The organism is Novosphingobium sp. PhB57, from assembly GCF_004342985.1.
Classification (GTDB): domain Bacteria; phylum Pseudomonadota; class Alphaproteobacteria; order Sphingomonadales; family Sphingomonadaceae; genus Novosphingobium.
Window position 1 is genome coordinate 592,333 of the sequence record NZ_SMBO01000002.1, and the last position, 26,422, is coordinate 618,754.

A 26,422-nucleotide genomic window follows, 5' to 3' on the forward strand; every position below is an offset into this window, starting at 1 on the left:
GCGAACAGGACGGCGCAGCCCGCCAGCCATGCGGCGCGGTGGTGAGGACGGGTCACGTCAGGCGGGATCGATCGCGAGCACGACCGGCTCCAGTCCCTCGACGCGGCCTTCCAGCCGGTCGCCCGGCGCGACGGGGCCGACACCGGCAGGGGTGCCGGTGTAGATGAGGTCGCCGGGGGCGAGGTGATAGAGGCGGGAGAGGTCGGCGATCAGCTCGGGCAGGCTCCAGATCATCTCGGAGAGCGGGGCTTCCTGCTTCGTCTCGCCGTTCTTCGCGAGCGAGATGCGCTGCTCGCCCGGTTGGCCGAAGGCGTCGGCGCGGGTGATCGGGCCGATGACGGCGCCGTTCTCGAAGTCCTTGCCGGTATCCCAGGGATAGCCCTTGGCCTTGGCGGCGTTCTGGAGGTCGCGCCGGGTCATGTCGAGGCCGCAGGCATAGCCGTAGACCAGGTCCATGGCCTGTTCGGCCGCCAGTTCGAAGCCATGGCCGCCGATGGCGACGACGAGTTCCATCTCGTAGTGGCAGTCCTGCGTGCCGGGCGGATAGGCGATGGCCGTGCCGGAATGGCAAAGCGCGGCCGGGGCCTTGGTGAACCAGATCGGCGCCTCGCGGTCCACGGCATTGCCGAGTTCGCGCGCATGGGCGGCGTAGTTGCGGCCGACGCAGAAGATGCGGCGCACCGGGTAGCGGGCTTCTTCCCCGAGAACGGGGACGGCGGGGACTTCGGGCAGTTCGAACAGCAGGCTCACTCGCGATTTCCTCCCTTGCTTGGCGGCGAGGCATAAAGCGCGATTCCCGCCGGGAAAAGTGCAAGCGGCTTGCCGTCCCCTGCGAAGGGCTTACATTTGCCCCTGTGACCGAGAAACAATTCCTTGCCGGGCGACTCCTTCTGGCGATGCCGGGCATGTTCGATCCCCGCTTCGACCATAGCGTGAGCGTACTTTGCGTGCATGACGAGAACGGCGCACTGGGCATCGGCATCGGCCGGCTGCGCGAAGGCGTCCGCTTCCACGAAATCCTCGACGAACTGGGCATCGACCCTGGCGTCGCGCCGGATTGCGAAGTGCACGAGGGCGGACCGGTGGAGCCGGGGCGCGGGTTCATTCTTCATTCCACCGAATGGGGCGGCAGCGATACGATCGAGGTGCATCCGCTCTGCGCCTTGTCCGCCTCGATGGATGTGCTGCGCGCGATCGCCGAGGGGCGGGGGCCGGAGCGCTGGCTGATGTCCCTGGGCTATGCCGGCTGGGCGCCGGGCCAGCTCGAAGGCGAGATGCGGCAGCACGGCTGGTATGCGGCCGATCCGCATCCGGAGATCCTGTTCGATACCGCGGTGGATGACCGCTGGACCGCGACCTGGCGGGCCGAGGGTATCGATCCCGCGCTGCTGTCGAGCCAGACCGGCAGCGCCTGACCATGGGATGGCGCGGCCTGATCCGCGCCGTTCCCGTATCAGGTGCCGTATCAGGTGCCGGGTGAGGGCCTGACCGGCCGGCTCGTCAGCGCCGAAAGATCTTCCGGGCGATCGATGTCGAGATGGATCGCGGCATCGTCGCTCTCCACGAACACCACGTCGTCGAGTCCAAGCCGCAACCGGTCCCGCAGCAACCGGCCAGCGCCCTGATCGCCCGTAAGCGCGGCGATTTCGGGAAACAGGCGGGAAGACAGCAGCGCCGGATGACCGGGCCGACCGCCGTGACGGGGCAGGGCGGCAATGCCCCCTCCGATCGCCGATGCCAGTTGCGATGCCGTGCCGTGAGGCACGCGCGGCATGTCGCCCAGGAACACGAAGACCTGCTCGGCCTCGTCCAGCGCGGCGATTCCCGCCTTCAGCGATTCGGACAGCGCGTGGCTGTCGATCCGCAGCACTTCCACCGGCGGTCCTTCCGGCCAGGCGCCGCAGTCCAGCCCCGGTCGCGCCACGACGAGGACGCGGGCCACCGGCGCGGCGCGGGCGGCGCGGATGGCGTGGAACAGCAGCGGTTCGCCATCGAGCGGGGCCGAGAGTTTGTCGCCGCCGAACCGGCGCGAGGCCCCGGCGGCCAGCACCAGTGCCGCCAAAGTGCCGGGGCGCTTCACGCGCGTTCGTGGGCGGGGTTCAGCGCCTGCATGATTTCCGCGACGATCCCGGTGGCCACTTCCCAGGGCGATTTGCCGAGCCCGGCGACCCCCGGCGAAAGGTTCAGCCTTGCCAGTTCCCCGGGCGTTGCGCCTGCCGCTTCCAGCGCGGCCAGACGCGCCCCGGCGCGGGACCTGGCGCCGATCATGCCCACATAGCCGGCCCCGCCCCGGAGCGCAGCAAGGCAGCCGCCGAGGTCGTGATGATCCTCGTGCGTGGCGCCGAGATAAGCGGTCCAGCGGTCCACCCCAAGCTCGGCCAGTGCCGCTGCCGGCTCGGTGCGCAGATAGCGGGAGACCGCGAAGGGCGGCGGTTCGTGCGGGCCGTCCGGGCGCAGAAGGATCGTCTCGAACTGGGAAAGTGCGGCCAGTTGCGCCGCGGCCAGGGCGCCGGGGTCGCCGCCGGAGACGATCAGCCGGCGTGGCGGATCGTAGCGGCGCGCCAGCGAGAACGGGGCCTCGTGCAAATCGAGCAGGGGGCCGCGGTCCGGCGTGACCTGCTGCGTCTTGCCGTCGCTGTGCCAGCGGCAGGCGCTGCGCGCTTCGGCATGGTGCAGCACATCGCCGGCCGCGGCCGAGTCCGGCGCGAGCCGCTCGACCAGGACGTGGAGGGCGCCGCCGCAGCGCAGGCGAATGTCGATCCAGGGGCTGCCCGCCCCGTAGTGGAGGTGCCGGGGCATGCCGTCCGCCAGCACATGCGCGGCATGGCTGGCGACATCGCCTTCGATGCAGTCTCCCGAGAAATAGCCGCTGGCGGCGATCGCCTCTTCCGGTCCGCCCGGCTCCACGAACAGCATCTGCGCGCCGGGACCGCGCGGGGCGCTGCCTTCGACTTTGTAAAGCGTGGCGAGGGCGGCCGGGCGGCCGCGGCGGCGGGCTTCCGCCAGCGGCGCGCGGATATCGTCCACCCAGCCGAAGAGCGGCCAGTCCGCGCCTTCGATCTCGCCGCTCATGGGATCATCCCAGTGTCGTCATTCTGCTGCCGCCGCCGGGCGCGCCCGTGTTTCGACATGGTCGCCGACCAGCGGGGCGATGACCAGCCTGTGCAGGATGCGGCCGACATCCGCGGCGCTCTGGTCCTGGCCCTTGGTGAGCCACCAGGCGAGAATGTCTATGGTGGAGCCGGTGCCGTGCACCACGCCCAGGTCCTGCGGCAGCCAGTCGGCCGGGCGGGCCACGCCTTCGATCAGGCCGCGCGCCTGGCGAATGAATTCGTCGCGCACGATGGCCGCCGCGCCGCCGCCCAGGAGGGCAGACCACAGCGCCTTGTGCTCGCCGACGTAAGTGCAGAGCGCCAAGGTGGATTCGTAGCTGTTGGCATTGTGAAGGAGCGGGATGGAGAGTGCCAGCAGACCGGCGATCTCCTCGGAGGCGACATCGCCCAGCAGCGCTTCCTTGGTGGGGTAGTGCCGGAAGAAAGTGGCGTAACCGGTTCCCGCCCGCGCCGAAATCTCGCGGATGGTGATCTGGTCGAAGGCCTTTTCCTCCAGCAGGCACAGCATGGCTGCGTTGAGCGCCTTGCGTGAGCGCACCTGCCGCGCATCGGTGGGCGCGTCTTTCCTGAATCCCGCGAGATTTCCGTCCATGAACGACCCGTAACACCCTGCCTCAAGGGTGTCTAATCCACCGCACCCGACTTCGGTATGGCGGATTTCGGCATGCCGTGATGAACGGGATTCAGTATTCGCCGATTCGGTCCGCGAAGAGCAGGCGGCCGCCCGAAAGGTGCCAGAGCGCCTCGTTGAAGTCGGTATTGCTCATGGCGAAGCAGCCCTCGCTGCGGCCGAGCTTGCCCCACTTCTCGATCATGGCGGCATCGACGTACCAGGCCGGATGCATCACGATCGCGCGTTCCAGCGCCATCGAGTTGTCGTTGTCCAGCCCCTTGAGGCGGATCGAGGTGCCGTATTTGCCCGAATACCACTCGCAAGTGAGGAAGGCCCCGCGCGAGGTGGCTTCGGAGCCGGGCATGTTGGAAAAGCTCTGCAGCCAGCCGCTGTGCATCGGGTCCGAGCCGCGGCCATGGGCAAGCAGGAACGAGCGCACGGTGCCCGCCTCGATATTGGCGAAATGAAGACGCGGCTTCCAGGAGGGCTGGGCGAAATCGGCGATGCCGACCAGGTCATGGCGCCAGATCTGCGTGCCAAGGCGCTGCACCTGGCGGGATGCCACGTCCAGCACGCGGCGTTGGTAGGGCGTAAGGGCGCTCGGCACTGCGCCCATGCCGATCGGAGCTGCTCCCGCAGGGCCGATTTGCACTCCGGCAGGACCGATCTGTCCTGTCGCTGTTCCTACCAGATTTTCTGCTGCCAGCACACGCGATGGCAATGCAAGGCTTGCGCCTGCCACCAACCCGCCCATGAGGACAGCACGCCGACCCAACGTCTGTTCCATACTGGTAAGTTAACCTAATCGCGGGGAACTTTCCAGCGCGATTGTCGGATCGGTTCCCGCCAGGGGTGCGGGTTGCCGCAAGCGCCAACCGCCTTGTCGTTAAGGACGATTCGCGCTGTGGATAGGGCGGGGAACCGAAGTCCCCCGCCCTTCAAACGTTTTGAACGGGTTCGCGAACCAGCCCTGAAAGCGGGCCCGCGAACCCGCGATTCGTCAGGCTGCGGTCTTGGCCGGCTTGCGCGCGTGCTGGCGCATCCAGTCTTTTAGCACCGGGGCGATGCGGGTGCGCCACTTGCTGCCGTTGAAGATGCCGTAGTGGCCGACATTCTCGGCCAGCAGGTACTTCTTGCTGTCATCGGGCAGGTGGGTCGCCAGCTTGAGCGCGGCCTTGGTCTGGCCGATGCCGGAAATGTCGTCGCGCTCACCCTCGACGGCCAGCAGCGCCGTGTCGCGGATTGCCGAAGGATCGATCCGCTCGCCGCGATGGACGAATTCGCCCTTCGGCAGCGAGTGCTTCTGGAAGACGTGCTCGATGGTCTGGAGATAGTAGTCGGCGGTCATGTCGCAGACCGAGCGATATTCGTCGTAGAAGGCCTTGGTGGATGCCGCGCCTTCGCCGTCGCCGGAAACCAGGTGTTTGAACATGCCGTAATGGCTCATCATGTGGTTGCCGAGGTTCATGGCCATGAACCCGGCGAGCTGCAGGAAGCCCGGATAGACCCGGCGTCCGGCGCCCGGATAGTTCAGCGGAACGGTGGCGATGACGTTGTTCTCGAACCACGAGAGCGGCTGCTGCATCGCCACGTCGTTGACGCTGGTGGGCGCCTCGCGGGTGTCGACCGGGCCGCCCATCATGGTGAGCGTGGCGGGGCGGCAGGGATGCTCCTGCTTGCCCATGATCGCCGCGGCCGCGAAAGCCGGAACGGAGGGCTGGCACACGGCGAGCATGTGCGCGCCGGGGCCGATGTGTTCGAGGAAGCCGATCACATAGTCGATGTAATCGTCCAGATCGAAGCGGCCGGCTTCGGCCGGCACCAGCTTCGCGTCGGCCCAATCGGTGATGTAGACCTCGCAGCTTTCCAGCATGCGGGCGACGGTGCCGCGCAGCAGGGTGGCGAAGTGGCCGCTCATCGGCGCGACCACCAGCAGCTTCGGGGCGTCCTTGGCGAGTCCGGGGTGCGTGAAGCGGATCAGGTCGCCGAAGGGGCGGCGCAGCACGATCGATTCGGTGACGGGGTAGGACTTGCCCCCCGTGGTCACGTTCTCGATATCGAAGGCCGGCTTTCCGCGCGGGGCGGCGGCATGGGCGAAGACGTCCAGCGCCGAGGCCATGACCGGGCCGAACCCGAAATAGCCCATCGGCAGGGCGGGGTTCGAGAGAAGTTCGGCACCTACCGAAGCCCAGGCGGCGGCCCCGCTCAGCATGGTGCGCTGCAATTCGTAGGCGTTGTAAAGCAAAGTGCGTCTCCCGGACGGCGAAGCGACCCCGGCCATCCTGCGTGGTTATCAACGCCATTTGATACCGAATCGTTGCTTGTGCAATGCGGCATAAACGAAATCGCGCGCAGCCAGGTGGCCCGGCGCGGCGATCATGCTGATCGTAAAGGCGCATTTCATACACCTTTTCCTCAAGCCGGGGACGCGATAAGAGCCCGTTCGACCATTCCGGCACCTGCCGGTCCGAAAACGCTCCGGTGGGGACGTTTTCCAAGGAAAAGTTAAGGGCGCGCATGGATGCCAACGCGGGGCAGGCACGGCCGCCCGAGAACGAGAACGCTGCAACGGGCCAGGCGACCCCCGCCGCAGGGGCCGGCAGCGCCGAAGCGCGCGGTCCGGAGGCAGGCAAGCGCCCGCGCAGTCTGGGCGCCTTGCGCATGGTCTGGCGCGAACTGTTCCACTACCCCGGCCGCATGGCCGTGGCCGGGCTTTCGCTGCTGACCACGGCCACTTCGACTCTCGCGATCCCTTACGGTTTCCGCCAGATCGTCGACCAGGGTTTCGCGGAAGGCGCGGATCCGGCGGCGATCCGCTGGTGGTTCATCATGCTGCTGGGCGTGGTGATCGTGCTTTCCGTGGCCACGGCGGTGCGCTTCTACAGCGTCTCCTGGCTAGGCGAGCGCGTCGTGGCCGACGTGCGCCTGCGTGTGCAGCGCCATCTGCTGACGCTCTCGCCCAGTTTCTTCGAGGAAAACAGCCCCAAGGAAATCGCCTCCCGCATGACGGCCGATACCGCCATCGTCGAGACGGTGGTGAGCACAACGGTCTCGGTGGCGCTGCGCAATGCGATCATGGCAGCAGGCGGAGTGGCCTATCTCTTCGTGCTGGCCCCGCACCTGACGCTGGGCCTCGTCGTCGCGATCCCGGTGGTCATCCTGCCCATCGCCGCCTTCGGCCGCCGCCTTCGCGCCGTCGCCCGGCAGAGCCAGGACCGCGTGGCCGATATCGGCGCCACCACCAGCGAAGTCTTCGGCGCCTTGCGCGTGGTCCAGGCCTTCAACCAGGAAGGGCGCGAGATGGAGCGCTTTTCCGGCGCGGTTGAACGCACGTTCGAAACCGGCAAGCGCCGCATCGCCTTGCGCGCGGTGATGACGGCGGTGATCATGTTCCTGATCTTCGGTTCGATCACCGTCATCATGTGGCGCGGCGCGATCGGCGTGGCCGAGGGGTCGATCACCGGCGGCACGATCGCCGCCTTCGTGGTGACGGCGGGCATCGTGGCCGGCGCTTTCGGCTCGCTCACCGAAGTCTACGGAGACCTCGTGCGCGGGGCCGGAGCGGCCAGCCGCCTGGCTGAGCTGCTGAGCGAACATCCCACGATCTCGGCGCCCGCGCGTCCGCTGACGCTGCCTTCGCCGGGCCGCGGCAAGCTCGCCTTCGAGCGCGTGACTTTCCGCTACCCCTCGCGCCCGGAAATGGCGGCGCTGCACGATTTCACCCTGTCGATCGAGCCGGGCGAGACCGTGGCCATCGTCGGCCCCTCGGGCGCCGGCAAGTCGACGCTGTTCCAGCTGGCCGAGCGGTTCTACGATCCCCAGAGCGGGGCCATCAAGATCGACGGCGTGCCGCTGACCTCCGCCGATCCCTCCGAGATCCGCCAGCGGATCGCGCTGGTGCCGCAAGAGGGCGTGCTCTTCGCCGCCTCCGCACGGGACAACTTGCGCTACGGCAACTGGCAGGCCGACGATGCGGCCATCTGGCAGGCGGCCGGCGCCGCCAATGCGGAAGGCTTCCTGCGCGAGCTGCCGCAAGGGCTCGATACGTTCCTGGGAGAAGACGGCGCGCGCCTCTCCGGCGGCCAGCGCCAGCGCATCGCCATCGCCCGCGCGCTCCTGCGCGATGCGCCGATCCTGCTGCTGGACGAGGCGACCAGCGCGCTCGATGCCGAAAGCGAGCGGCTGGTGCAGGACGCGCTCGAACGCCTGATGGAGCACCGCACCACCCTGGTGATCGCGCATCGCCTGGCCACGGTGCGCAAGGCCGACCGGATCGTGGTGATGGACGGCGGGCGCATTGCCGAGCAGGGCACGCACGAGAGCCTCAGCCAGGCCGGCGGCCTCTACGCCCGGCTGGCGTCGCTCCAGTTCGATTCCGACGCAGTGGCCGCTTTCTCCCGTTCGACGAACGGCTGACTCACCCCGACGAACTGCATTTCAGGGCTGGCGTTGCCGAATATGGCAATTATGTTGCGCCATCATCGGTGGGCCGTTCCGGCCTGTCGCCAGACCGTTCGTGTCATGCAATTCAGAAAGGGTGGGACCATGACCCGCATTCTCGGCCGGGTGCTCGCTTCGACGGCGCTCGCTACCGCACTCAGCTTTTCCGCCATGCCGGCCCTGGCCGATGCACCGGCCTCCTCGGATCCGATGCAGATCGATCCGGCGAAGATGGACTGGGGCAAGTCCGGCATCCAGACCCAGTGGCAGGACCCTGCCGCCAAGGCCGGCGCGGACTTCGACAAGTTCGTGAACGGCAAGTGGGAAGCCGCCGTCGTGCTGCCGGCAGACCGCACCAACTGGGGCTCGTTCACGGCGCTGCGCGACCTTTCGGAACAGCGCGTGCACGGCATCATGGACGGCCTGATCGCCTCGAAGCCCGCCGCCGGCACCGATGCCGCCCGTGTCGAGGCAGCCTATGCCGCCTTCATGGACGTGGATGCCATCAACAAGGCCGGCCTCGCCCCCGCGCAGCCTTACCTTGAGCGCATCTTCGCCGCCAAGACACCTGACGACCTGATGAAGATCTTCGCGGCGCCCGGCTATGCCTCGCCGCTCGGCGCCTATGTGACCGCCGATGCGAAGCAGAGCGACGTCAATGCCTTCGAAGTCGGTGTCGGCAGCCTCGGCCTGCCCGACCGCGACTACTACCTGAAGAACGATGCCCGCTCGCAGGACTTGCGCGCGAAGTACCTCGATTACCTGACCTTCGTGCTCGGCAAGGCCGGTTATGCCGACGCCGGATCGGCCGCGAAATCGGTGCTCGCGCTCGAAACCCGCCTGGCGAAGGCCCAGTGGGACCGCGCTGCCAGCCGCGACCCGGACCTCACTTACAACAAGCTGACGGTCGCCGAATTCGAAGCGCTCGCCGCGCCCGGCCTGATGCGCACTTTCGTCGAGACCATGGGCGCCGGCAAGGCTGCCTATATCATCGTCGACCAGATGCCGCCGACGGCCGAAGAGCTGAAGGCCGCCCGCATCGATCCCGCCAAGGCACAGACGCTGTTCGGCGGCGGCGTGCCGGAAGTGGGCAAGCTGATCTCCGAAGTGCCGGTGGCCACCTGGCAGGCCTGGCTCGCCGCGCATTTCCTGCGCAGCAATGCCTCGGTCCTGCCCACCGACATCGATGACGCCACTTTCGCCTTCTACGGCAAGACCATGAGCGGCCAGCCGGAGCAGCGGGCTCGCTGGAAGCGCGGCGTTGCGGCGGTGGAAGGCATGGCCGGCGAACTGGTCGGCAAGATCTACGCCGAAAAGTACTATCCGCCCGAAGCGCAGGCGGCGATGACCGACCTCGTCTCCAACTTGCGCAAGGCCATGGCGGTGAACCTCCAGAGCCTCGCCTGGATGGGCCCGGAAACCCGCAAGGAGGCCGAAGCCAAGCTCAACGCCTTCACGCCCAAGATCGGCGCCCCGGCGAAGTTCAAGGAATACGAAGGCCTGACCTTCTCGGCCACCGATCCGCTCGGCAACGCCATCGCCGCGGGTTCCTGGGAGAACGACGACCAGATGAAGCGCATCGGCCAGCCGGTCGACAAGACCGAATGGTTCATGCTGCCCGAGACGGTCAACGCCTACTACAACCCGCCCTATAACGAGATCGTGTTCCCGGCCGCCATTCTCCAGCCGCCGTTCTTCAACGTCTCAGCCGACCCTGCGGTCAACTATGGCGGCATCGGCGCGGTGATCGGCCACGAAATGGGCCACGGCTTCGACGACCAGGGCGCCAAGTCCGACGGCACCGGCAACCTTCGCGACTGGTGGACCCCGGCCGACAAGGCCAACTTCCAGAAGCTGCAGGACAAGCTGGAAGCCCAGTACAACAGCTTCTGCCCGTTCGACGATGGCAAGACCTGCGTCAACGGCAAGCTGACCATGGGCGAGAACATCGGCGATCTCGGCGGCCTCAGCCTGGCCTACCGCGCCTACAAGCTCTCGCTGAACGGCAAGGAAGCCCCGGTGATCGACGGCCTGACCGGCGACCAGCGCTTCTTCATGGCCTGGGCGCAGGTATGGCGCAGCAAGTACCGCGAGGAATCGGTACGCCAGCAGCTCATCACCGACCCGCATTCGCCCGCCCATTACCGCATCAACGGCATCGTTCGTAACTTCGACGAATGGTACAAGGCCTTCGGCGTGAAGCCCGGCGACGCTCTTTACCTCCCGCCCGCCGAGCGCGTGCGCATCTGGTAAGGAAACTGTAAGAAAACAGGGCTCGGTCGGATAGCGACCGGGCCCTGAATTCTTCTGGCGAACTTCGCCGTGCGCTGCATTTGGTCCAAAACGCGCCAAACCGTATTTTCTGAACGACTATAGGTACTAGAGAGCCGCGCAGCGGGTTGACTTGGCCGGTGCGTCCGGCATGACCTGCGGCCCATGAGCCTCACCCTTACCGCGATCCTCCTCGGCATTGTCGAGGGCCTCACCGAGTTCCTGCCCGTCTCCTCGACCGGCCATCTCATCCTCGCCACCCGCCTGTTCGGCTATGACGCCTCGCAGTGGGCGACCTTCAACATCGTCATCCAGCTCGGCGCGATCCTGGCGGTCATCGTCCAGTTCTGGCGCACGTTCTGGGCCGTGGGCATGGGCCTGCTCAAGCTCAATCCCAACTCGATCCGTTTCGTGCGCAACGTGCTGCTGGCGTTCATTCCCTCGGCCGTGCTGGGCCTGCTGCTCAATAATTACATCGAGGGACTGCTGGGCGAACCTGCCGTGGTCGCCTGGGCGCTTATCATCGGCGGCATCGCCATCCTGGGGATCGAGAAAGTGGCCAAGCCCGGTCCGCTGACCGGCGTTTCCGAGCTTCCCGCCATCAAGTGCATCGGCGTAGGCTTTGCGCAGTGCCTGGCGATGGTTCCGGGCGTCAGCCGTTCGGGCGCGACGATCATGGGCGCGCTGTCGATGGGTATCGAGCGCCGCACGGCGGCCGAGTTCAGCTTCTTCCTTGCCGTGCCCACGATGGTCGGCGCGACGACGCTGGAACTGCTCAAGCACCACGAGGAGCTGATGGCCGGCACCGGCCCGGTGGGCTGGGGAGAGATCGGCGTCGGCTTCGTCGTCTCGTTCGTGGTGGCCCTGGTGGTCATCAAGGCCTTCATGGCTTTCGTGAGCCGCTCGGGCTTTGCACCGTTCGCCTGGTATCGTATCGTGGCGGGCGCACTCGCACTCTTCCTGCTTTCGCGGGTCTGATCAGGGATTTACGCCATGGCCGAGGACGATCACAAGAAACTCGGCCAGAAACTGGGGCGCAAGGACTACGAAAGGCAGCTTGAGCCGATGCTGGAGGAGCTGGTGGGCATGGCCCGCTGGGCGTCCGCCACCGGCGCCCGCATCGTCGTCCTGTTCGAGGGACGCGATACGGCGGGCAAGGGCGGGGCGATCAAGGCCGTCGGCGGCCAGCTCAATCCGCGCCAGTGCCGCACCGTGGCGCTCACCGCGCCCAGCGAGCGCGAGCAGGGCCAGTGGTACTTCCAGCGCTATGTCGAGCATCTGCCCACCCGCGGCGAGATCGTGCTGTTCGACCGCAGCTGGTACAACCGCGCCGGCGTGGAAAAGGTCATGGGCTTCGCCACCGGCTCCGAAGTGAAGCGCTTCCTCAAGCAGGTCCCGGTGTTCGAGCGCATGCTCGTCGACGATGGCGTCCTGTTGTTCAAGTACTGGCTGTCCTGCGACCAGGAGAAGCAGGAGGAGCGACTCCACGAACGTCTCGACGATCCGCTGAAGCGCTGGAAGCTCTCGCCGATCGACGTCGCCGCGCGCGAAAAGTACGAGGAGTACACCAAGGCGCGCGAGGCGATGCTCAAGGCCACGCACAAGAAGCACGCGCCGTGGACGGTGGTGGACTTCAACGACCAGCGAATCGGCCGCCTCACCCTCGTGCGTGACCTGCTGGACCGGCTGCCGGACACCAAGGTCGAGCCGCAGACGATCAAGATGCCGAAACTGAATCACGCGCCGTATAACGAGAAATTTGGCGTTCTGAAGCCGATCGAGCCGTTCGACACGGAGTGAATCAAGCCTCTTCCGCTTGACTTTGGCCTGTCACTATCGCATGGGCCGCAACCTTGAGGGGCGGCGCTCGATTGCCGCCCTGAAATTTTTCAACGGAACGCCGGCCGGCCAGGGCGGCTGAAACGAGAGATACAGGAAACCGCCATGGCGAAGCCCGCAACCGTCAAGATCCGTCTTGTCTCGACCGCCGACACCGGCTTCTTCTACGTCACGAAGAAGAATCCGCGCAACACGACCGAGAAGATGAACTTCCGCAAGTACGATCCCGTCGTGCGCAAGCACGTCGAGTTCAAGGAAGCCAAGATCAAGTAAGGTTCTTCGGAACCTTACAATTCAGGGGCGGTTCAAGCCTGCAAACCCAATGGGAGCATTATGAACCGCACCTTCAAGATCTTTCGCTCTTGCGTAGGCGCGGCCAGCCAGGTTTTTCTTGGCGCGGCCGCGTTTTCCGTTCCTGCCCTCCTTCCGGCGACGCCCGCGCTTGCGGCTCCGTCCGCCGATGCGGCGCAGTTGAGCCAGGCCGTCGAAGCGCTGCGCGCGATCTCGACGATGAAGGCCAACTTCGTCCAGACCGACCGTAACGGCCAGAGCCTGACCGGCGAACTGACGCTCATGCGTCCCGGCAAGATCCGCTTCCAGTACGAGAAAAGCGCCCAGATGCTGATCGTCAGCGACGGCAAGGCGCTGACCATGATCGACTACTCGGTGAAGCAGGTGCAGCGCTGGCCGATCAGCAACAGCCCGCTCGGCGCGCTGCTCGATCCCAAGCGCGATGTCGCCAAGTACGGTTCGGTCAAGCAGACCGGCAATCCCAATGTCGTCAGCATTGAGGTCCGCGATCGTTCGCATCCCGAATATGGCGTCATCACTCTGATCTTTACCCGCAAGGCGTCCGCGCCCGGCGGGCTTGAGCTGACCTATTGGGTCTCGCTCGATTCGCAGAACAAGCGCACCACGATCTCGCTGTCGAATCAGCGCTACGGCGTTCCGGTCTCCGACAACGATTTCCGCTGGAACGATCCGCGTCCCCGGACGCGCCGATAGCTCTCGTCGATAAGGGGGAACGCTTGGTCGCGAGTTGCCCGCTGGCTGCGACGGAATGCGACACTTTTCTGAATTCCGTTCACTTGGCAGCAAGCCAACAGCGCCTAGATTGAAATGGTCAGAGCGGCTCGAGGCGGGTTTCCCCCCTGTTGCCCACGCCTCCACAAGGGTCCTCTGATTTAGCGTGACGAACGCTTACATGAACCCTCGGTCCTCTGCCCCCGGACCGAGGGTTTTTGTTTTTTCGGGCTGCCTTTTCCGCCCGGCGGGGCTGCGAATGCTACCGCTCTGCGCTTCCGGTGCTCACGGCCATTAAGGCCGCTGCGCTCCGGTTCTCGATCGGCAGCATTCTCGCTCCCGCCGGACGAAAAAATCAGCCCGAAAAAGCGACGCAATTTTCTCTTTCGATGGAAGGCGGCAGCAGTGTTTTCGCTGGCGCCTCTGGCAATTGCGGGGCGCCATGCCTAAAGCCTGCGGCATGAAGATTGCCACCTGGAACATCAATTCGGTCCGCCTTCGCATCGATCAGGTCGAGCGGTTTCTGACCGAACAGTCGCCCGACGTGCTCTGCCTTCAGGAGATCAAGGTCGCCGAGCACCTCTTCCCGCACGATATGTTCGAGCGACTCGGCTATACCCACCGCGCGATCCACGGGCAGAAGGGCTACCACGGCGTGGCCACCGTCAGCCGCGTACCGTTCACAGAGTTCAGCCGCTACGACTGGCAGGACAACGGAGAGGCGCGCCATGTGGGCGTGGAGCTTCAGGGCGCCGGGCAGGGCATGATCCTGGAGAACGTCTACATCCCCGCCGGCGGCGACATCGCCGACCGCGAGGTGAACCTGAAGTTCGGCCAGAAGCTGGACTTCCTCGAACGCATGACGCGCTGGGCCGACAAAGTGGACCGCCCCACGCTGATCGTGGGCGACTTCAACATCGCCCCGCTCGAATCGGACGTCTACAACCACAAGGCGCTGCTCAAGGTCGTCAGCCACACGCCGATCGAGGTGGAGACACTGGCCCGCTTCCGCGATGCCCATGGCTGGGTGGACCTCGGCCGTGAATTCATTCCCGCGCCCGAGCGTAACTACTCCTGGTGGTCCTACCGCAGCTACTGGCGCCAGAAGGACCAGGGCCGCCGGCTCGATCACATGTGGGCCTCACCCGACCTGGCGAAGCAGGCCCGCGCGCACAGCTTCGTCGAGGAAACGCGCCGCTGGGAGCAGCCGAGCGACCACGTCCCGCTGATCACCGAGTTCGAACTCTGAGCGCCGACGCACCCGGGAAGGCGCTGCCTTCCGCAGGTGCCCGCCGCGTGGCGCTGGCGCTCGATGCGCTGCGCCATGGCTGGCCGGTGCGGATGGGGCCGGAAGGCGAGGGAAACGGCGCCGTCCTGCTTCCCGCCGAGACCGGCTTCGCGCCGGGTGTCACGGCGCCGCGCATGCTGATCTCCGCTGCCCGCGCCGTCACGCTCAAACTGGCGAACCAGCGCGAAGCGGCCGTGCCCGAGGCGCCGGTGCTGATCCGCGCGGCAGAGCCCTTCGATCTCGAGACCGCCCGCGCCGTGGCCGACCCCGCGCTTGACCTTGCGCATCCCATGAAGGGGCCGTTCGCGGCCGAGCACATCGGCGACATGGACATGGCGCGAACCGCCATGGAGCTGGCGCGACTCGCCGGCATCCTGCCCGCGTTCCTCGTGGCGCCCGACATCGGGGGGGAAGCGCAGACGGTTGCTCCCGCCGACCTGGCCGAGTGGAAGGACACCAGCCGGCTGGTGGTGGCCTCGCGCGCGCGCCTGCCGGTGGCGGCCTGCGAAGAGGCGGAGATCGTCGCATTCCGCGCGCTGGATGACTTGCGCGAGCATGTCGCCTTGGTGATCGGTACCCAGGACGGCGACCGGGCACCGCTGGTCCGGCTCCACTCGGAATGCCTGACCGGCGACATTCTCGGCAGCCTCAAGTGCGATTGCGGCCCGCAGCTGGACGCCGCGCTGCGCGCCATGGCCGAGGAAACGAAGCAGGGCGGTTGGGGCGTGCTGCTCTATCTGCGGCAGGAAGGCCGCGGCATCGGCCTCGTCAACAAGCTGCGGGCCTATAGCCTGCAGGACCTCGGCTACGACACGGTGGACGCCAACAACCGCCTGGGCCTGCCCACGGAGGCGCGCGATTTCCCGGTGGCGGCCCGGATGCTCGAACTGCTGGGCGTCTCGGCGATCCGGCTCATGACCAACAACCCGGCTAAAGTCGCGGCGCTGGAAGGTGTGGGCGTTGAGGTGGTGGAGCGCGTACCGCACCAGCTGCCGCCGAACCCGCACAATGCCCGCTACCTCGACACCAAGCGGGACCGGACCGGGCATATATTGTAAGCGTCCGGAGCACGCGCTCCGTTACCTGCGAACGGAACCTGGGCCAGCGGCCAGCACAACCCGACGCGCTCGAAAATGACGGATCGAGGCGCGCGCTTGTCCGTCCGGTCGCCGGTCCAGCGCAGATGGCGTTCAGCGCTTCTCGAACCCGGCGATTCCCGTGCCCAGGGTGTTGCGGCCGATTTTCAGCGGCTCGCCGGACCAGTCCGCCACGAAGGCGCTGTTGCGGTCGATGCCGGGCGCGAAACGGGCGTTGTTTCCTTCCACCGTCAGCCCCGCCGAAGGGTGGCTGCGGTGCTCCGCGGCTACGGCGATGAAGGCGGAGTAGTTCTCCTTGTCGCGCCCCTGCACGAACCAGTTGCCGGCAATGCGCCCGGTGGCGCCTTCGGGAAGGTCGATCATGTAATTGGTCGCGCGGCCGGCGGCATCGTCGAAGCTGGAATCCGTGATCTCGACGTGCGCCGCGCGGCTCTTGACATAGTGGCCGCCGGTTCCCGCCTCGAAGCGGCTGCGGGTGATCGTGAGCGCGCCGTAATTGCCGATATAGACCGCGTGCGCGCAGCCCGAACCTTCGCAGGTCCCGAGGCGGGTGAACGTGGACTTGTCGATACGGATCGAACCCTGGGGATCCTCGCCGCTGAGCAGGCCCTGTTCGCTGTCGCGGAACCAGGCCTGCGACACCGAGAGGTCGCCGTGTTCGAGCCGCACGCCCGCGCCGTTCTTGTCCGGCACGCGGATATTGGCGAAGACCATGCCCTCGATCCGGGCGCCGCGCCCGCGCAGCACCAGCGCCGCCTTGTCTTCGCAGGCCTTGCCGTCGAGCACGGACTGGCCGGGGACCTGGGCCTGGTACGTGATCTCGCCCTTGCTCTGCACCGCGCAGTCGGAAAAGCGCAGCGAGGCGAAGCGGATCGTGCCGCTGCCGTCGCCGATGGCATCGACCGCGTCCTGCAGGCGGGTGAAGCCGCGCCCGGTTTCCGCCACCGTATAAGGCGCATGGTCGGCAGCCTGCCCGAACGAGACGGCGGCGGGAGCGGCTGCGAGCAAGGGGATGCCAAAGGCGAGGGCGAGTCGGGCGGAACGGTTCATGCGGGAGGTCTAGCGTCTTCGCGGGGCAACGCAGGCGCCCGTTTCGCTGCGTCCCACAGCGGGACAAGCCCCGGGGCTATCGTTGCCCCGGTCCGCGCTTGCCCCGGCGGGGTGGTTTCGGCAGCGCCTTCAGGTCGATCATCTCGCTGCGACTGAGGATCCAGAACACCATGACCGCCGACCAGAACAGCACGATCAGCGAAAAGCCGATCCCGATCGGCAGGACGCTTTCCGGAAAGCGCAGGAGCAGCCAGGCCAGGCAGAGGCTCATCGGCAGGAGGGGAAGCGTCCAGGCAGCGAGTGCGAACCATCCGGCCCGGCCGCGCGGCTGGCAGGTGAATTTCAAGCCGCTTCGATAGCACAGGAACAGCGTGTCTTCATCGGATGTCCTCGCCGCCTCCGCCAGCCTGGCCTCGGCCGTGGCTGAGACCGTCCTGCGGCGCGTATGCCGGTGCGACACGACCAGGAAGACGGCAGTGGCGGCCAGAAACAGCGCGAAGGCCATAGGCCGGCTGCCAGCCAAACCGGAATGCATGAGCACTTTAGTCCCCGCCAGCGCCCCGAAATAGGTGGCCAGCAACAGCCAGCCCTGCCAGGCGATCGGCAGGCCGACTCCGATGCCGAAGCGCTTGGGTGCGAACCAGGCGCCGTCGTCGAGCGATTCGTGCATCATGCCTCGTCCTCCGTTTCTTCCGTCGCCGTCGGCGGGCGTCCCCGGCGTGCGGGCTCGCTGACATCCACTTTGAGACCGCGCCGGGACAGCGCCTCGCGCAGGAGCACTTCGACCTGGGCGTTGACCGAGCGGAAATCGGCCGCGGCGCAGCGTTCCAGCGCTTCGTGAAGCGCTGGATCCAGCCGCAGGGCGAACGCTTTCTTGCCGGGACTCGCCATCCGCCCGGTCGCCTTACTGGTAGAGCGTGCCGGTATTGACGACCGGCTGGGTGTCGCGCTCGCCGCAGAGCACGACCATCAGGTTCGAGACCATGGCGGCGCGGCGCTCGTCGTCGAGTTCGACCACGTTCTTTTCTGAGAGCTGCGAAAGCGCCATCTCGACCATCGAGACCGCGCCTTCCACCAGCTTGCGGCGCGCGCCGATCACGGCTTCGGCCTGTTGGCGGCGCAGCATGGCGCCGGCGATCTCGGGCGCGTAGGCCAAGTGGGTGAGGCCGCATTCGTCCACCGTGATACCGGCCACGCGCAGGCGTTCGATCAGTTCGGCGCGCAGTTCCGCGTTCACTTCGGCATGGCTGCCGCGCAGGGTGATCTCGGCATCCTCGACATCGTCATAGGCATAGCGCGAGCCGATCGAACGCACGGCGGCCTCGATCTGCACGTTCACGAAGGCCTTGTAGTCGTCCACGTCGTAAAGCGCCTGGGCCGTGTCGGCGACGCGCCAGACCACATTGGTGGCGATCTCGATCGGATTGCCGCGCAAGTCGTTCACCTTGAGCTTTTCGGACACGACATTGTTGGCGCGCACGGAGATCTTGCGCTTTGCCATCCATGGCCAGACCCAGCGCAGCCCTGCAACCCGGTCCGTGCCGCGATAGGAGCCGAACAGGGTGATGGCCGCCGCCTGATTCGGCTGGATCATGTAGAAGCCCGCGGCGATCAGCACTTCGGCGGCGATGGCCGGGACGATGAAGGCGAAAATACCCAGGACTCCGCCCGGTGACGGGTCGATGCCGGCCAGCGAGAACAGCGCCAGCAGGATCGCGGCCATGATCCCCAGGAAGATCAGCAGCATGAAGTAGCCGTTCATGCTGGAGCCTGTGGATTCCCGGGAGGAATTCATCGGAAGGTGCGACTCGGCCATCGGGCGTGTCCTTGTTTAAAGTGATATCACATTAATATCAAAAGCGCACAATTGGTCAAGCAGGGTTGAAAATCGCCCGGGCGGCGTCTATGTCGGGATTGCGGGCCGGGCCCCTCTGGCGCGGCGTTCCTGTCCTGGAACGCCTCGTGATGTCGGACCGCATCGGGTGAAACCGATGCAGGTTCCAGGGGCTCAATCCAGCCCGTACAGCTCAGGCAACAGGATACCTGTCAGGCTCACCCGATCGAACCCATTTCCGTTCGATAGGGATTTTACGATGACCGACATTATGTTCCGTATGCTCGAGCGACACCAGAAGCTCGACGCCCTGCTGCGCCTCGCGCAGGGCAGACGCTCTCCCGATCCTTTCGAGATCGCGAAGCTGAAGAGACTGAAACAGGAGTTCAGGGGCAGACTCGCGCGGTTGCTACTCCCCCCAGCAACCGTTGCAGGCAGTCTGTAACCCTCGCGCCGGCGCGTTTCCCCCCATTTTCGCGCCGGCGCTTCCTGTTTTGCCCAGGTTTGGGCCGCGTTTCGGGAGTGTCCCGTGGATTTTCTCTTTTATGACCTGCTGGGTACGCCGGCGTGGTTCTGGCTGGCATTCGCCGGCCTCGTTTTCGTACTGACCGCCTTCGACCTCGGCTTCCTGCACAAGGAGGACCGGGAAATGGGCATTGGCGAATCGCTGAGGCTCTCGGTGTTCTACATCGCCATCGCCATGGCTTTCGGCGGCTGGGTGTGGTGGGCCAAGGGTTCCGAGGACGGCATCGCCTATTTCACCGGCTATTTCATCGAGAAGGCGCTTTCGATCGACAACGTCTTCGTGATCTCGATGATCTTCGGTTTCTTCGCGATCGCGCCCAAGTACCAGTACCGTGCCTTGCTCTGGGGCATCATGGCGGTGATCGTGCTGCGCGGCCTGATGATCGCGGGCGGCGTGGCGCTCGTTTCCCAGGCGCACTGGGTGATGTATATCTTCGCCGCTTTCCTGGTGTTCACCGGCGTGAAGATGCTCTTCGCCAAGGAGCAGGACCCGGATATCGGCAACAACCCGGCGATCCGCTGGATCTCGCGCCACATGCGCGTGACCAAGGCGCATCACGGCGAGCACTTCTTCGTCCGCGAGCACAATGGCGCGGGCAAGCTCGTCTGGGCCGCGACCCCGCTGTTCCTGGCGCTGGTGGTGATCAACCTGGCCGACCTGGTGTTCGCGGTGGATTCGGTGCCGGCGATCTTCTCGATCACCACCGATACCTTCATCGTCTACACGTCCAACATCATGGCGATCCTGGGCCTGCGCGCGCTCTATTTCGCGCTGGCGGCGATGGTGCACCGCTTCCACTACCTGAAGTATGCGCTGGCCCTGGTGCTGGTGTTCATCGGGGCGAAGATCCTGGTTGCGGACTTCGTGCTGGGCGGGGCCAAGTTCCCGCCGCTCATCAGCCTGGGCGTGACGCTGGCGCTGATCGCGGGCGGCGTGGGCTGGTCCTTGTGGAAGACACGCGGCGAACTGCCGAGCGCCTAGTCCGGATGGTCGGATCCCCGCCGGCCGCCGTCGGCCGCATGGTCGGCCGTATGGTCGGCGGGGCCGGTTGGGGGGCGGGGCAGGGTGCCTTTTGCGAAGGACTCCGGCCCCGCTCGCTGCTAGAGCGCCGCGATGGCCCGCCTCATTCTCTTCAACAAGCCTTATGATGTCTTGTCGCAGTTCACCGATGCCCGCTCGCCCACGCCGCGCGCGACGCTGTCTGACTTCATCGACGTGCCGGGCGTCTATCCCGCCGGGCGGCTCGACCGCGACAGCGAGGGACTGATGCTGCTGACCGACGACGGCCGGCTCCAGTCGCGAATCTCCGATCCGCGCTTCAAGATCACCAAGACGTACCTGGCGCAAGTCGAAGGCGAGCCCGATGAGGCCGCGATCGCGGCGCTGTGCAAGGGCGTGATCCTGAACGACGGTCCGACTCGGCCCGCGCGGGCGCGCCGTATCGATGAGCCGCAGCTCTGGCCGCGCAATCCGCCGGTCCGGTTCCGCAAGACGGTGCCGGACTGCTGGATCGAACTGACCATCGCGGAAGGCCGCAACCGCCAGGTTCGGCGCATGACCGCCGCGATCGGCCATCCCACGCTGCGCCTCGTGCGGGACAGGGTGGGGGACTGGGCGCTTGACGGCCTGGCGCCGGGCGAGTGGCGCGAAGTCACCATTTGACGGTTGGTGTTGCAATTTCGCCGATATAGTCTATATCGGCCGAGCTACGTCGCCTGCGACGGGAACTTGCGGCTGCATTCCGGCAGCCACTCCTCCCCTTTACAGCTGCCTGGCCCTCAAGGCCGAAGCGTGCTTCGCGCGCGGCAGACTTGGGGCAACCCTTTTTTCGGACAGGATGCATTGGCCAAGGAAGAACTGCTGACCATGGAGGGTTTCATCGAAGAAATCCTTCCCGACGGACGTTTCGCTGTGGTGCTCGATAATGAGCATCGCATTATCGCTTACACCGCGGGCAAGATGCGCAAGTTTCGCATCCGCTCGGTCGTGGGCGATCGCGTGCACGTTGAAATGACGCCCTACGATCTGACCAAGGGTCGGATCGTGTTCCGCGAACGTACGCCTGGTCAGACCGGCGGCCCGCCGAAACGGCGCAGCAATTTCAAAAGATGACAGATGCGGCAGTGAGCCGCGAACAAGGAATACATGAACTACCATAAAGCGGACGCATTTGATCGCGTCCAATCCGTACCCCACCGCTTCTCGCTTCCTACCGTCGGTTTCCGGCGTGACGTGGAACCGGGAGCGCTCTCCAGGCAGGACCTGCGGCGCCTCGTCGCCGCCATGGTGGACTGACACCGCCCGACCTGGAGCACAGGAAAAAACCCCCGCAGGCCGAAGCCTTCGGGGGTTTTTCATGTCTGGGGGGGCATGTCTGGGACAGGCGTGCGGGCAGGGGAGAGAACCGGCTCCGCGGTCTCAGGCCGAGGCAAGGCTCTCGGATTCGTTCGAGCGGGTGTCCGCGCGAATCCTGCAGAGAGGCGGACGCGCAAGGCCGCGAACCGATATTGCCTGCCGCTTTCGAAGTGCGTTCGCTTCGAGGCGTGTTCAAACGACAGAGCTGGCATCTGCTGAACCTCGCGCGACGGCGCTGTCAGGTCGGCCGGTCAGAACGCAGGTTTGCGCCCTTCCTCGATGCGTCGGATCTGGTCGGACATGGCGCGCCAGGCGGCTTCGGAGCGAAGCTCGCGATCGCGCACATTGGCGAGTTTCGCGATGGAGGCGGCCTCGGCTGCCTCCTGGGCGCGCGATTCGCAGAAGTCACGGGTAAATGCCATCTGCTTGCTCGCTATGTATCGGCGCCTTGGGGCAAGGCACCGGGAAGAAGCGCGCGGCGGCGGACCGAAGCCCGGCCGCCGCGCACCTCTGAAAATCAGGCCGACTTCAGGTTGACAGCCGATGCCTTGCCATTGCGGCCGACTTCGACGTCATACGAGAGGCGCTGTTCCTTCTCGAGGGTGTGCATGCCGGCGTTCTGAACGGCCGAGATGTGGACGAAGCTGTCCTGGCCGCCGTCTTCCGGAGCGATGAAACCGTAGCCCTTGTCGGTATTGAAGAATTTCACGGTGCCGATCGGCATATTAGGTTCCTTTCAAGAAACGAATTTTGGATCCTGCGAAATTGCGGGATCCGGTCGTGCGTCAGTTCGTCAATTGAAAGGAAATCGTCCCAACCCGTTCTTGCGCGGAAAAATTTCCGAACCCGAACGAAGATTGGCGACACCCGTCGCAAATTCGACATCAGCCACGCCGATATAACACGCTCCGTTGCGAATACCTAACGGCAACGGGATGGAGGCGCGAAACGGCGGCATTGCGCCATTGCCGGGGCTATGGCGGCAGTGTGCAATCGTGAACAGTCGGGGGTCGGGCGCGCTCAGCGCGTGCCCAGATCACCCTTGCCCAAGGTTCCGCTTGCCATGTCCAGCATGCGGTCGAGGCTCTTCTTGGCATCGAGGCGCAGCTGCTCCTCGATCTCGATCCGCGGCTCCAGGTCGCGCAGGGCGACATAGAGCTTCTCCATGGTGTTGAGCGCCATGTAGGGGCAGATATTGCAGTTGCAGTTCCCGTCCGCCCCCGGCGCGCCGATGAAGGTCTTGTTCGGGATCGCCAGCTGCATCTGGTGGATGATGTGCGGCTCGGTGGCGACGATCAGCGTGTCGGCATCCGTGGTCTTGGCATATTGCAGGATGCCGCTGGTCGAACCGACATAGTCCGCGTGATCGACGATATGCGGCGGGCATTCCGGGTGCGCGGCGATCGGCGCGGCGGGATGCTGGGCCTTGAGCTTGAGCAGCTCGGTTTCCGAGAACGCCTCGTGCACGATGCAGACGCCGGGCCAGAGCAGCATCTCGCGGCCGAACTTGCGGCTGAGATAGCCGCCCAGGTGGCGGTCCGGGCCGAAGATGATCTTCTGGTCGGCAGGGATTTGCTGGAGGATCGTCTCGGCGCTGGAACTGGTGACGATGATGTCGGACAGTGCCTTCACCTCGGTCGAGCAGTTGATGTACGTGAGCGCGATGTGATCGGGATGCGCCTCGCGGAAAGCCTTGAACTTTTCAGGCGGGCAGGAATCTTCCAGGCTGCAGCCGGCTTCGACGTCGGGCAGGACCACGATCTTGTTGGGCGAGAGGATCTTGGCGGTTTCCGCCATGAACTTCACACCGCAGAAGGCGATCACTTCGGCGTCGGTCTCGGCGGCCTTGCGGCTGAGTTCCAGGCTGTCGCCCACGAAGTCGGCAATGTCCTGGAGTTCCGGGCGCTGGTAATAATGCGCGAGGATGACCGCATTGCGTTCCTTGCGCAGCCGCTCGATTTCGGCGCGCACGTCGATACCGGAAAGGTCGGCGGGCATTACGGTCATGGTGTCCCTCTGTCTGGTCGCTCCGGCGTTTTACCGGCCTTCCCCGTCTGGGGTTGGCCGGCTGCCGGGATTTGGGGCCTATCTAGGGACGCTTGCGGCAATGCCCAAGGAAAATATGCGCCGCGTTCAGGCGGCCGAGGCCCTTGTCGCCAGATCGATCCACCAGGGCGTGATCGCCAGCAATTCGGTCAGGACATGGGTGAGCAGCAGGGCGATCGTCGCGGCGATGGTGGCGGGGTGGGCATGGCCGATGGTGCGGCGGTCATGACGCAGGATCAGCGCGACGAAGCCCAGCTGAACCACCAGAGACACCCATTCGCCCCAGGGCATGATCAGCGGCATCGGCAGCACCCGGCCCAGCGCCGGGTCGGTCAGCAGGATCGTCGAGCCCAGCATCAGCCGGCGGTGCCAGTCCGGTTGGCGGCGGTGGGACACCGCCAGCGCCACCAGCAGCGCGAAGAACGCCGCGCCGATGTGCACGGTGGCCAGGAAGTAGGCGGGCGTGAAGAACGGCGGCTGGGCGTGGGCGCGCAGGGCGGTGATGCAGAGCGCGCTCATCGAGACGACCATGAGCGGCACCATGACCGCGCTCGCCCAGCCGAGCCGGCGGTGGATCGCCAGTCCGCCCCGTCCGGCCAGCAAGGATTGAGTCACCAGCAGCCCCAGCCATGTCAGCATGATCAGGCCGTGCAGGTGCATGACGAGCGGCGCGCCGCGATAGTCGACAAAACCCCGCATTGCGAATTGTCCGAAAGCGAAGACGATGAACAGCGAAAGGCCGATCGCCATCTTCTGCCAGAACGATAGCGCGCCAAGGCGGGCCAAAGGCAATGTTGCCATGAAAAATCCCCTCACCCCATGAGTGGGGCGGGGTATACTCTTCATCGCCAAGTAGAGATACAGTAATTCGGTAAATTATTGTTCCGTAAGGGCCAGTGACCAATCGTCATCATGCCGCGTTACCAGGCTTCTTCTTTCCAGATCAAGAAGATGAGCCAATACCGATCGGCCCGCGGCAGGCCAGAGCCGCTTGTCCACGCCTTTGTACATTTGCGGCACCATAGCGGCCACGGTGCCATGGCCTGCCTCGATCTGCTTCAGGATCTGGCGTTCGCGCTGGCGGCGGTGGCCGATCATGCCGCGCACCAGCTGGCGCGGTTTCTCGACCGCGGGGCCGTGGGCCGGGAAATAGACGCTGTCCTGTTCGCGCTCGTAGAGTTTCTGCAGGCTGGCGAGATAGTCCGTCATGTCGCCGTCCGGCGGGGAGACCACGCTGGTGGACCAGCCCATGACGTGGTCGCCGGTGAACATCGCCCCGGTTTCGGGCAAGGCGAAGCAGACGTGGTTGGAGGTGTGGCCGGGCGTGACAACGGCTTCGAGCGTCCAGCCGTCTCCGCCGATCGTCTCGCCGTCTTGCAGCACGCGGTCGGGGCGGTAGTCGGGATCGAAGGCTGCATCCGCGCGGGGGCCGTCGTCCTCCAGCGTCAGTGCCGCGCAGCCGACCACCGGCGCGCCGGTCAGGGCCTGCAGAGGCGCCGCGGCGGGCGAATGGTCGCGGTGGGTATGAGTGCAGCAGATCGCGGCGATTCGCGCTTTGCCGACCGCGCTCAGGATCGCGGCGATATGCTCGTCCTCGGCCGGGCCAGGATCGATCACCGCCACGTCCGCGCCGTCTCCGACGATGTAGGTCTGCGTGCCGGTATACGTGAACGGCGAGGGGTTGCGGGCCAGCACCCGGCGGACGAGCGGCGCGATCCGCTCGGCTTCGGCATAAGGCTTGTCGATGTCTTTGAGCGCGTCCATTCGGCCGATATGGGCATTCGCGAGGGGCCTGTCGAGCGCGGCCTTCCAGGCAGGCGCGTGCGCGGAGCCCCTGTGCTTCAGCTCGCCAGTCGCCGCTCGATCCGTTCGCGCAGGCGTTCGATCGCGCTTGGCTGAATGTCGTCGCGCAGGCGCCAGCGGCCGTCGATCCGGAGCAGGCGGTCGTAGAAGCGCTGCGTCGTTTCCACCAGGTCGACGATCTCCGGTTGCAGGCGGGCGAGCTGCGCGACTTCCGAATGGCGCAGGAGCGGCGAAAGACGGCCATTGCGACGAAGCTGGAACTGGCTGATCTCGCCCATGATGAAGGCGCGCTGGTTCAGCAGCCAGGCGATCGCATGCATCATGCGCGTGGTCGTGCGCAGGCCCTCGCTCGACAGGGCGATACGCTCCGGCTCGTCACCCGTTTCCAGCGTCTCGCTCAAACCTGCTTCCGCCGCGGCTTCCCGCGACGGGCCGGGCAGGGCGAACGCCTCGCGCACCTCGTCCGCGAGCAGAAGCGCCTCGCAATAGAGCGCCTCGACGATGCGCGGGTTTATGGTCGCGGAGTTGGGCATGCGCTGCCCATATTTCTTACCGGCGAGTCCGCGGCAACTGCCCTTAAGGCATTTTCCGAAACGAATCCGGTGCTTGTCCCCTATCGGTACGTTTTACGCGGACGTGCGGTCAGGCAAAAGCGGGGGTGCCGCAAGCTCGCCGCGGACGTGACGAGCGCACCCGGCACTCCTGAAGCACCATCCTGCGCAAGAAATCAGGCGATGATATCGGGGATCAGGAAGTCCTGGATCACCGCGATCTGATCCTTGAGTTTCAATTTGCGCTTTTTCAGGCGCGCGATCTGCAACTGGTCGCCGGCGCCGGGCACGGTGAGCGCATCGATAGCCGCATCGAGATCGCGGTGCTCGATCTTGAGGATTTCGAGGCGCTTGCGCATTTCCTCTTCGGTCACGCCAGGATTTCCTACTCTCGAATGACAGTCTGCGGATGCGAAATTCACATGCCCCGCTCGACGCAGCAGGCACGCGATTCACCGATATGAACCATTCGCGGTCTTCGCAAGATGGGCAGGATGTGGTTCCATCCGTTTTGCGCCGGATTGCCCATGCCGAGTCGCCAAGAGAGGTCGCAGGCAAAGGGGCCGGCCCACC

At 65.8% G+C, this 26,422-nt stretch carries 31 protein-coding genes; 14 read left to right on the forward strand and 17 right to left on the reverse strand.

The genetic code is table 11. The features are described from left to right. Positions 1-57: 57 nt before the first annotated feature. Complete coding sequence (locus EDF58_RS10495; RefSeq protein ID WP_132265119.1) at positions 58-750, reverse strand: fumarylacetoacetate hydrolase family protein; 693 nt, start codon at positions 748-750, stop codon at positions 58-60. Positions 751-905: 155 nt separating this feature from the next. Here EDF58_RS10495 and EDF58_RS10500 point away from each other — a divergent pair, with 155 nt between their 5' ends. Next, entirely contained in the window at positions 906-1,415 is a 510-nt protein-coding gene (locus EDF58_RS10500) for a YqgE/AlgH family protein (protein ID WP_207912882.1), read from the forward strand. Positions 1,416-1,465: 50 nt separating this feature from the next. Here EDF58_RS10500 and EDF58_RS10505 read toward each other — a convergent pair whose 3' ends face one another. From EDF58_RS10505 to phaZ, 5 genes are all read right to left on the reverse strand, one after another. After that, on the reverse strand, positions 1,466-2,080 hold the full coding sequence (locus EDF58_RS10505; protein ID WP_132265123.1) for an NTP transferase domain-containing protein: 615 nt from the start codon (positions 2,078-2,080) through the stop codon (positions 1,466-1,468). Continuing rightward, on the reverse strand, positions 2,077-3,072 hold the full coding sequence (locus EDF58_RS10510; RefSeq protein ID WP_132265125.1) for an XdhC family protein: 996 nt from the start codon (positions 3,070-3,072) through the stop codon (positions 2,077-2,079). Before EDF58_RS10510 ends, EDF58_RS10505 begins: the two co-directional genes overlap by 4 nt. Before the next feature lie 18 nt (positions 3,073-3,090). Further along, positions 3,091-3,705: a TetR/AcrR family transcriptional regulator gene (locus EDF58_RS10515; RefSeq protein ID WP_132265127.1), complete on the reverse strand. Its 615-nt coding sequence runs from the start codon at positions 3,703-3,705 to the stop codon at positions 3,091-3,093. Positions 3,706-3,796: 91 nt separating this feature from the next. Beyond that, positions 3,797-4,342 carry a murein L,D-transpeptidase catalytic domain-containing protein gene (locus EDF58_RS10520; RefSeq protein ID WP_243654168.1) on the reverse strand — a complete coding sequence of 182 codons (546 nt, stop codon included), beginning with the start codon at positions 4,340-4,342 and terminating at the stop codon, positions 3,797-3,799. A 384-nt stretch (positions 4,343-4,726) separates the two neighbouring features. Then, complete coding sequence (gene phaZ / locus EDF58_RS10525) at positions 4,727-5,971, reverse strand: polyhydroxyalkanoate depolymerase (protein ID WP_132265129.1); 1,245 nt, start codon at positions 5,969-5,971, stop codon at positions 4,727-4,729. Between the two features lie 272 nt (positions 5,972-6,243). Between phaZ and EDF58_RS10530 the strand changes: the two genes are divergently transcribed. The 8 genes from EDF58_RS10530 (at position 6,244) to ribA (ending at position 15,645) form a co-directional block, all read left to right on the forward strand. Next, positions 6,244-8,142 carry an ABC transporter transmembrane domain-containing protein gene (locus EDF58_RS10530; RefSeq protein ID WP_132265131.1) on the forward strand — a complete coding sequence of 633 codons (1,899 nt, stop codon included), beginning with the start codon at positions 6,244-6,246 and terminating at the stop codon, positions 8,140-8,142. A 129-nt stretch (positions 8,143-8,271) separates the two neighbouring features. Further along, positions 8,272-10,419 carry a M13 family metallopeptidase gene (locus EDF58_RS10535; protein ID WP_132265133.1) on the forward strand — a complete coding sequence of 716 codons (2,148 nt, stop codon included), beginning with the start codon at positions 8,272-8,274 and terminating at the stop codon, positions 10,417-10,419. Between the two features lie 183 nt (positions 10,420-10,602). Continuing rightward, positions 10,603-11,415, forward strand: a complete 813-nt coding sequence (locus EDF58_RS10540) for an undecaprenyl-diphosphate phosphatase (protein ID WP_132265135.1) — start codon at positions 10,603-10,605, stop codon at positions 11,413-11,415. Positions 11,416-11,430: 15 nt separating this feature from the next. Then, positions 11,431-12,237: a polyphosphate kinase 2 gene (ppk2, locus tag EDF58_RS10545; RefSeq protein ID WP_132265137.1), complete on the forward strand. Its 807-nt coding sequence runs from the start codon at positions 11,431-11,433 to the stop codon at positions 12,235-12,237. 144 nt (positions 12,238-12,381) lie between these two features. Continuing rightward, the gene (gene rpmG, locus EDF58_RS10550; protein WP_039391223.1) at positions 12,382-12,549 is read left to right on the forward strand and encodes a 50S ribosomal protein L33; all 168 of its coding nucleotides are present in this window, start codon (positions 12,382-12,384) and stop codon (positions 12,547-12,549) included. 60 nt (positions 12,550-12,609) lie between these two features. Then, positions 12,610-13,281 carry an outer membrane lipoprotein carrier protein LolA gene (locus tag EDF58_RS10555; RefSeq protein ID WP_132265139.1) on the forward strand — a complete coding sequence of 224 codons (672 nt, stop codon included), beginning with the start codon at positions 12,610-12,612 and terminating at the stop codon, positions 13,279-13,281. A 478-nt stretch (positions 13,282-13,759) separates the two neighbouring features. Further along, positions 13,760-14,548 carry an exodeoxyribonuclease III gene (gene xth, locus EDF58_RS10560; protein WP_132265141.1) on the forward strand — a complete coding sequence of 263 codons (789 nt, stop codon included), beginning with the start codon at positions 13,760-13,762 and terminating at the stop codon, positions 14,546-14,548. A 47-nt stretch (positions 14,549-14,595) separates the two neighbouring features. Then, positions 14,596-15,645 carry a GTP cyclohydrolase II gene (ribA, locus tag EDF58_RS10565; protein ID WP_243654169.1) on the forward strand — a complete coding sequence of 350 codons (1,050 nt, stop codon included), beginning with the start codon at positions 14,596-14,598 and terminating at the stop codon, positions 15,643-15,645. A gap of 132 nt (positions 15,646-15,777) precedes the next feature. Here the strand turns inward: ribA and EDF58_RS10570 are convergent, their stop codons facing one another. The 4 genes from EDF58_RS10570 to EDF58_RS10585 all read right to left on the reverse strand — a co-directional run bounded on the left by EDF58_RS10570 (position 15,778) and on the right by EDF58_RS10585 (position 18,550). Beyond that, positions 15,778-16,734 (reverse strand): right-handed parallel beta-helix repeat-containing protein, encoded by a 957-nt coding sequence (locus tag EDF58_RS10570; RefSeq protein WP_132265143.1) that lies wholly within the window; start codon positions 16,732-16,734, stop codon positions 15,778-15,780. A gap of 76 nt (positions 16,735-16,810) precedes the next feature. After that, positions 16,811-17,407: a hypothetical protein gene (locus EDF58_RS10575; RefSeq protein ID WP_132265145.1), complete on the reverse strand. Its 597-nt coding sequence runs from the start codon at positions 17,405-17,407 to the stop codon at positions 16,811-16,813. Then, positions 17,404-17,625 carry a toxin-antitoxin system HicB family antitoxin gene (locus tag EDF58_RS10580; RefSeq protein WP_132265147.1) on the reverse strand — a complete coding sequence of 74 codons (222 nt, stop codon included), beginning with the start codon at positions 17,623-17,625 and terminating at the stop codon, positions 17,404-17,406. The genes EDF58_RS10575 and EDF58_RS10580 overlap by 4 nt, the downstream gene beginning before the upstream one ends. 13 nt (positions 17,626-17,638) lie before the next feature. Continuing rightward, the gene (locus tag EDF58_RS10585) at positions 17,639-18,550 is read right to left on the reverse strand and encodes an SPFH domain-containing protein (RefSeq protein WP_132265149.1); all 912 of its coding nucleotides are present in this window, start codon (positions 18,548-18,550) and stop codon (positions 17,639-17,641) included. Positions 18,551-18,827: 277 nt separating this feature from the next. On the opposite strand from EDF58_RS10585, the gene EDF58_RS10590 reads away from it, so the two are divergent. The 5 genes from EDF58_RS10590 to EDF58_RS25830 all read left to right on the forward strand — a co-directional run bounded on the left by EDF58_RS10590 (position 18,828) and on the right by EDF58_RS25830 (position 21,389). Continuing rightward, complete coding sequence (locus EDF58_RS10590; protein WP_132265151.1) at positions 18,828-19,013, forward strand: DUF465 domain-containing protein; 186 nt, start codon at positions 18,828-18,830, stop codon at positions 19,011-19,013. An 84-nt stretch (positions 19,014-19,097) separates the two neighbouring features. Further along, positions 19,098-20,075 (forward strand): TerC family protein, encoded by a 978-nt coding sequence (locus tag EDF58_RS10595; RefSeq protein ID WP_132265152.1) that lies wholly within the window; start codon positions 19,098-19,100, stop codon positions 20,073-20,075. Between the two features lie 132 nt (positions 20,076-20,207). Then, positions 20,208-20,756, forward strand: coding sequence for a pseudouridine synthase (locus tag EDF58_RS10600; protein ID WP_132265154.1), 549 nt, complete (start codon positions 20,208-20,210; stop codon positions 20,754-20,756). 180 nt (positions 20,757-20,936) lie between these two features. Beyond that, entirely contained in the window at positions 20,937-21,206 is a 270-nt protein-coding gene (infA, locus tag EDF58_RS10605; RefSeq protein ID WP_132265156.1) for a translation initiation factor IF-1, read from the forward strand. A gap of 33 nt (positions 21,207-21,239) precedes the next feature. Next, positions 21,240-21,389 carry a hypothetical protein gene (locus EDF58_RS25830; RefSeq protein ID WP_165921373.1) on the forward strand — a complete coding sequence of 50 codons (150 nt, stop codon included), beginning with the start codon at positions 21,240-21,242 and terminating at the stop codon, positions 21,387-21,389. Positions 21,390-21,700: 311 nt separating this feature from the next. On the opposite strand, the gene EDF58_RS25835 is transcribed toward EDF58_RS25830, so the two are convergent. From EDF58_RS25835 to EDF58_RS10635, 7 genes are all read right to left on the reverse strand, one after another. Beyond that, positions 21,701-21,871, reverse strand: a complete 171-nt coding sequence (locus EDF58_RS25835; protein WP_165921374.1) for a hypothetical protein — start codon at positions 21,869-21,871, stop codon at positions 21,701-21,703. A 95-nt stretch (positions 21,872-21,966) separates the two neighbouring features. Continuing rightward, positions 21,967-22,173 (reverse strand): cold-shock protein, encoded by a 207-nt coding sequence (locus EDF58_RS10610; protein ID WP_132265158.1) that lies wholly within the window; start codon positions 22,171-22,173, stop codon positions 21,967-21,969. 296 nt (positions 22,174-22,469) lie between these two features. Then, positions 22,470-23,456 carry a quinolinate synthase NadA gene (gene nadA, locus EDF58_RS10615; RefSeq protein ID WP_132265160.1) on the reverse strand — a complete coding sequence of 329 codons (987 nt, stop codon included), beginning with the start codon at positions 23,454-23,456 and terminating at the stop codon, positions 22,470-22,472. Between the two features lie 126 nt (positions 23,457-23,582). Next, the gene (locus tag EDF58_RS10620; RefSeq protein WP_132265162.1) at positions 23,583-24,296 is read right to left on the reverse strand and encodes a hypothetical protein; all 714 of its coding nucleotides are present in this window, start codon (positions 24,294-24,296) and stop codon (positions 23,583-23,585) included. A 75-nt stretch (positions 24,297-24,371) separates the two neighbouring features. Beyond that, positions 24,372-25,259 (reverse strand): MBL fold metallo-hydrolase, encoded by an 888-nt coding sequence (locus EDF58_RS10625; protein ID WP_132265164.1) that lies wholly within the window; start codon positions 25,257-25,259, stop codon positions 24,372-24,374. Positions 25,260-25,336: 77 nt separating this feature from the next. Then, positions 25,337-25,831 (reverse strand): DUF1465 family protein, encoded by a 495-nt coding sequence (locus tag EDF58_RS10630; protein ID WP_132265166.1) that lies wholly within the window; start codon positions 25,829-25,831, stop codon positions 25,337-25,339. A 194-nt stretch (positions 25,832-26,025) separates the two neighbouring features. Continuing rightward, complete coding sequence (locus tag EDF58_RS10635) at positions 26,026-26,223, reverse strand: DUF465 domain-containing protein (RefSeq protein ID WP_132265168.1); 198 nt, start codon at positions 26,221-26,223, stop codon at positions 26,026-26,028. Between the last annotated feature and the right edge of the window lie 199 nt (positions 26,224-26,422).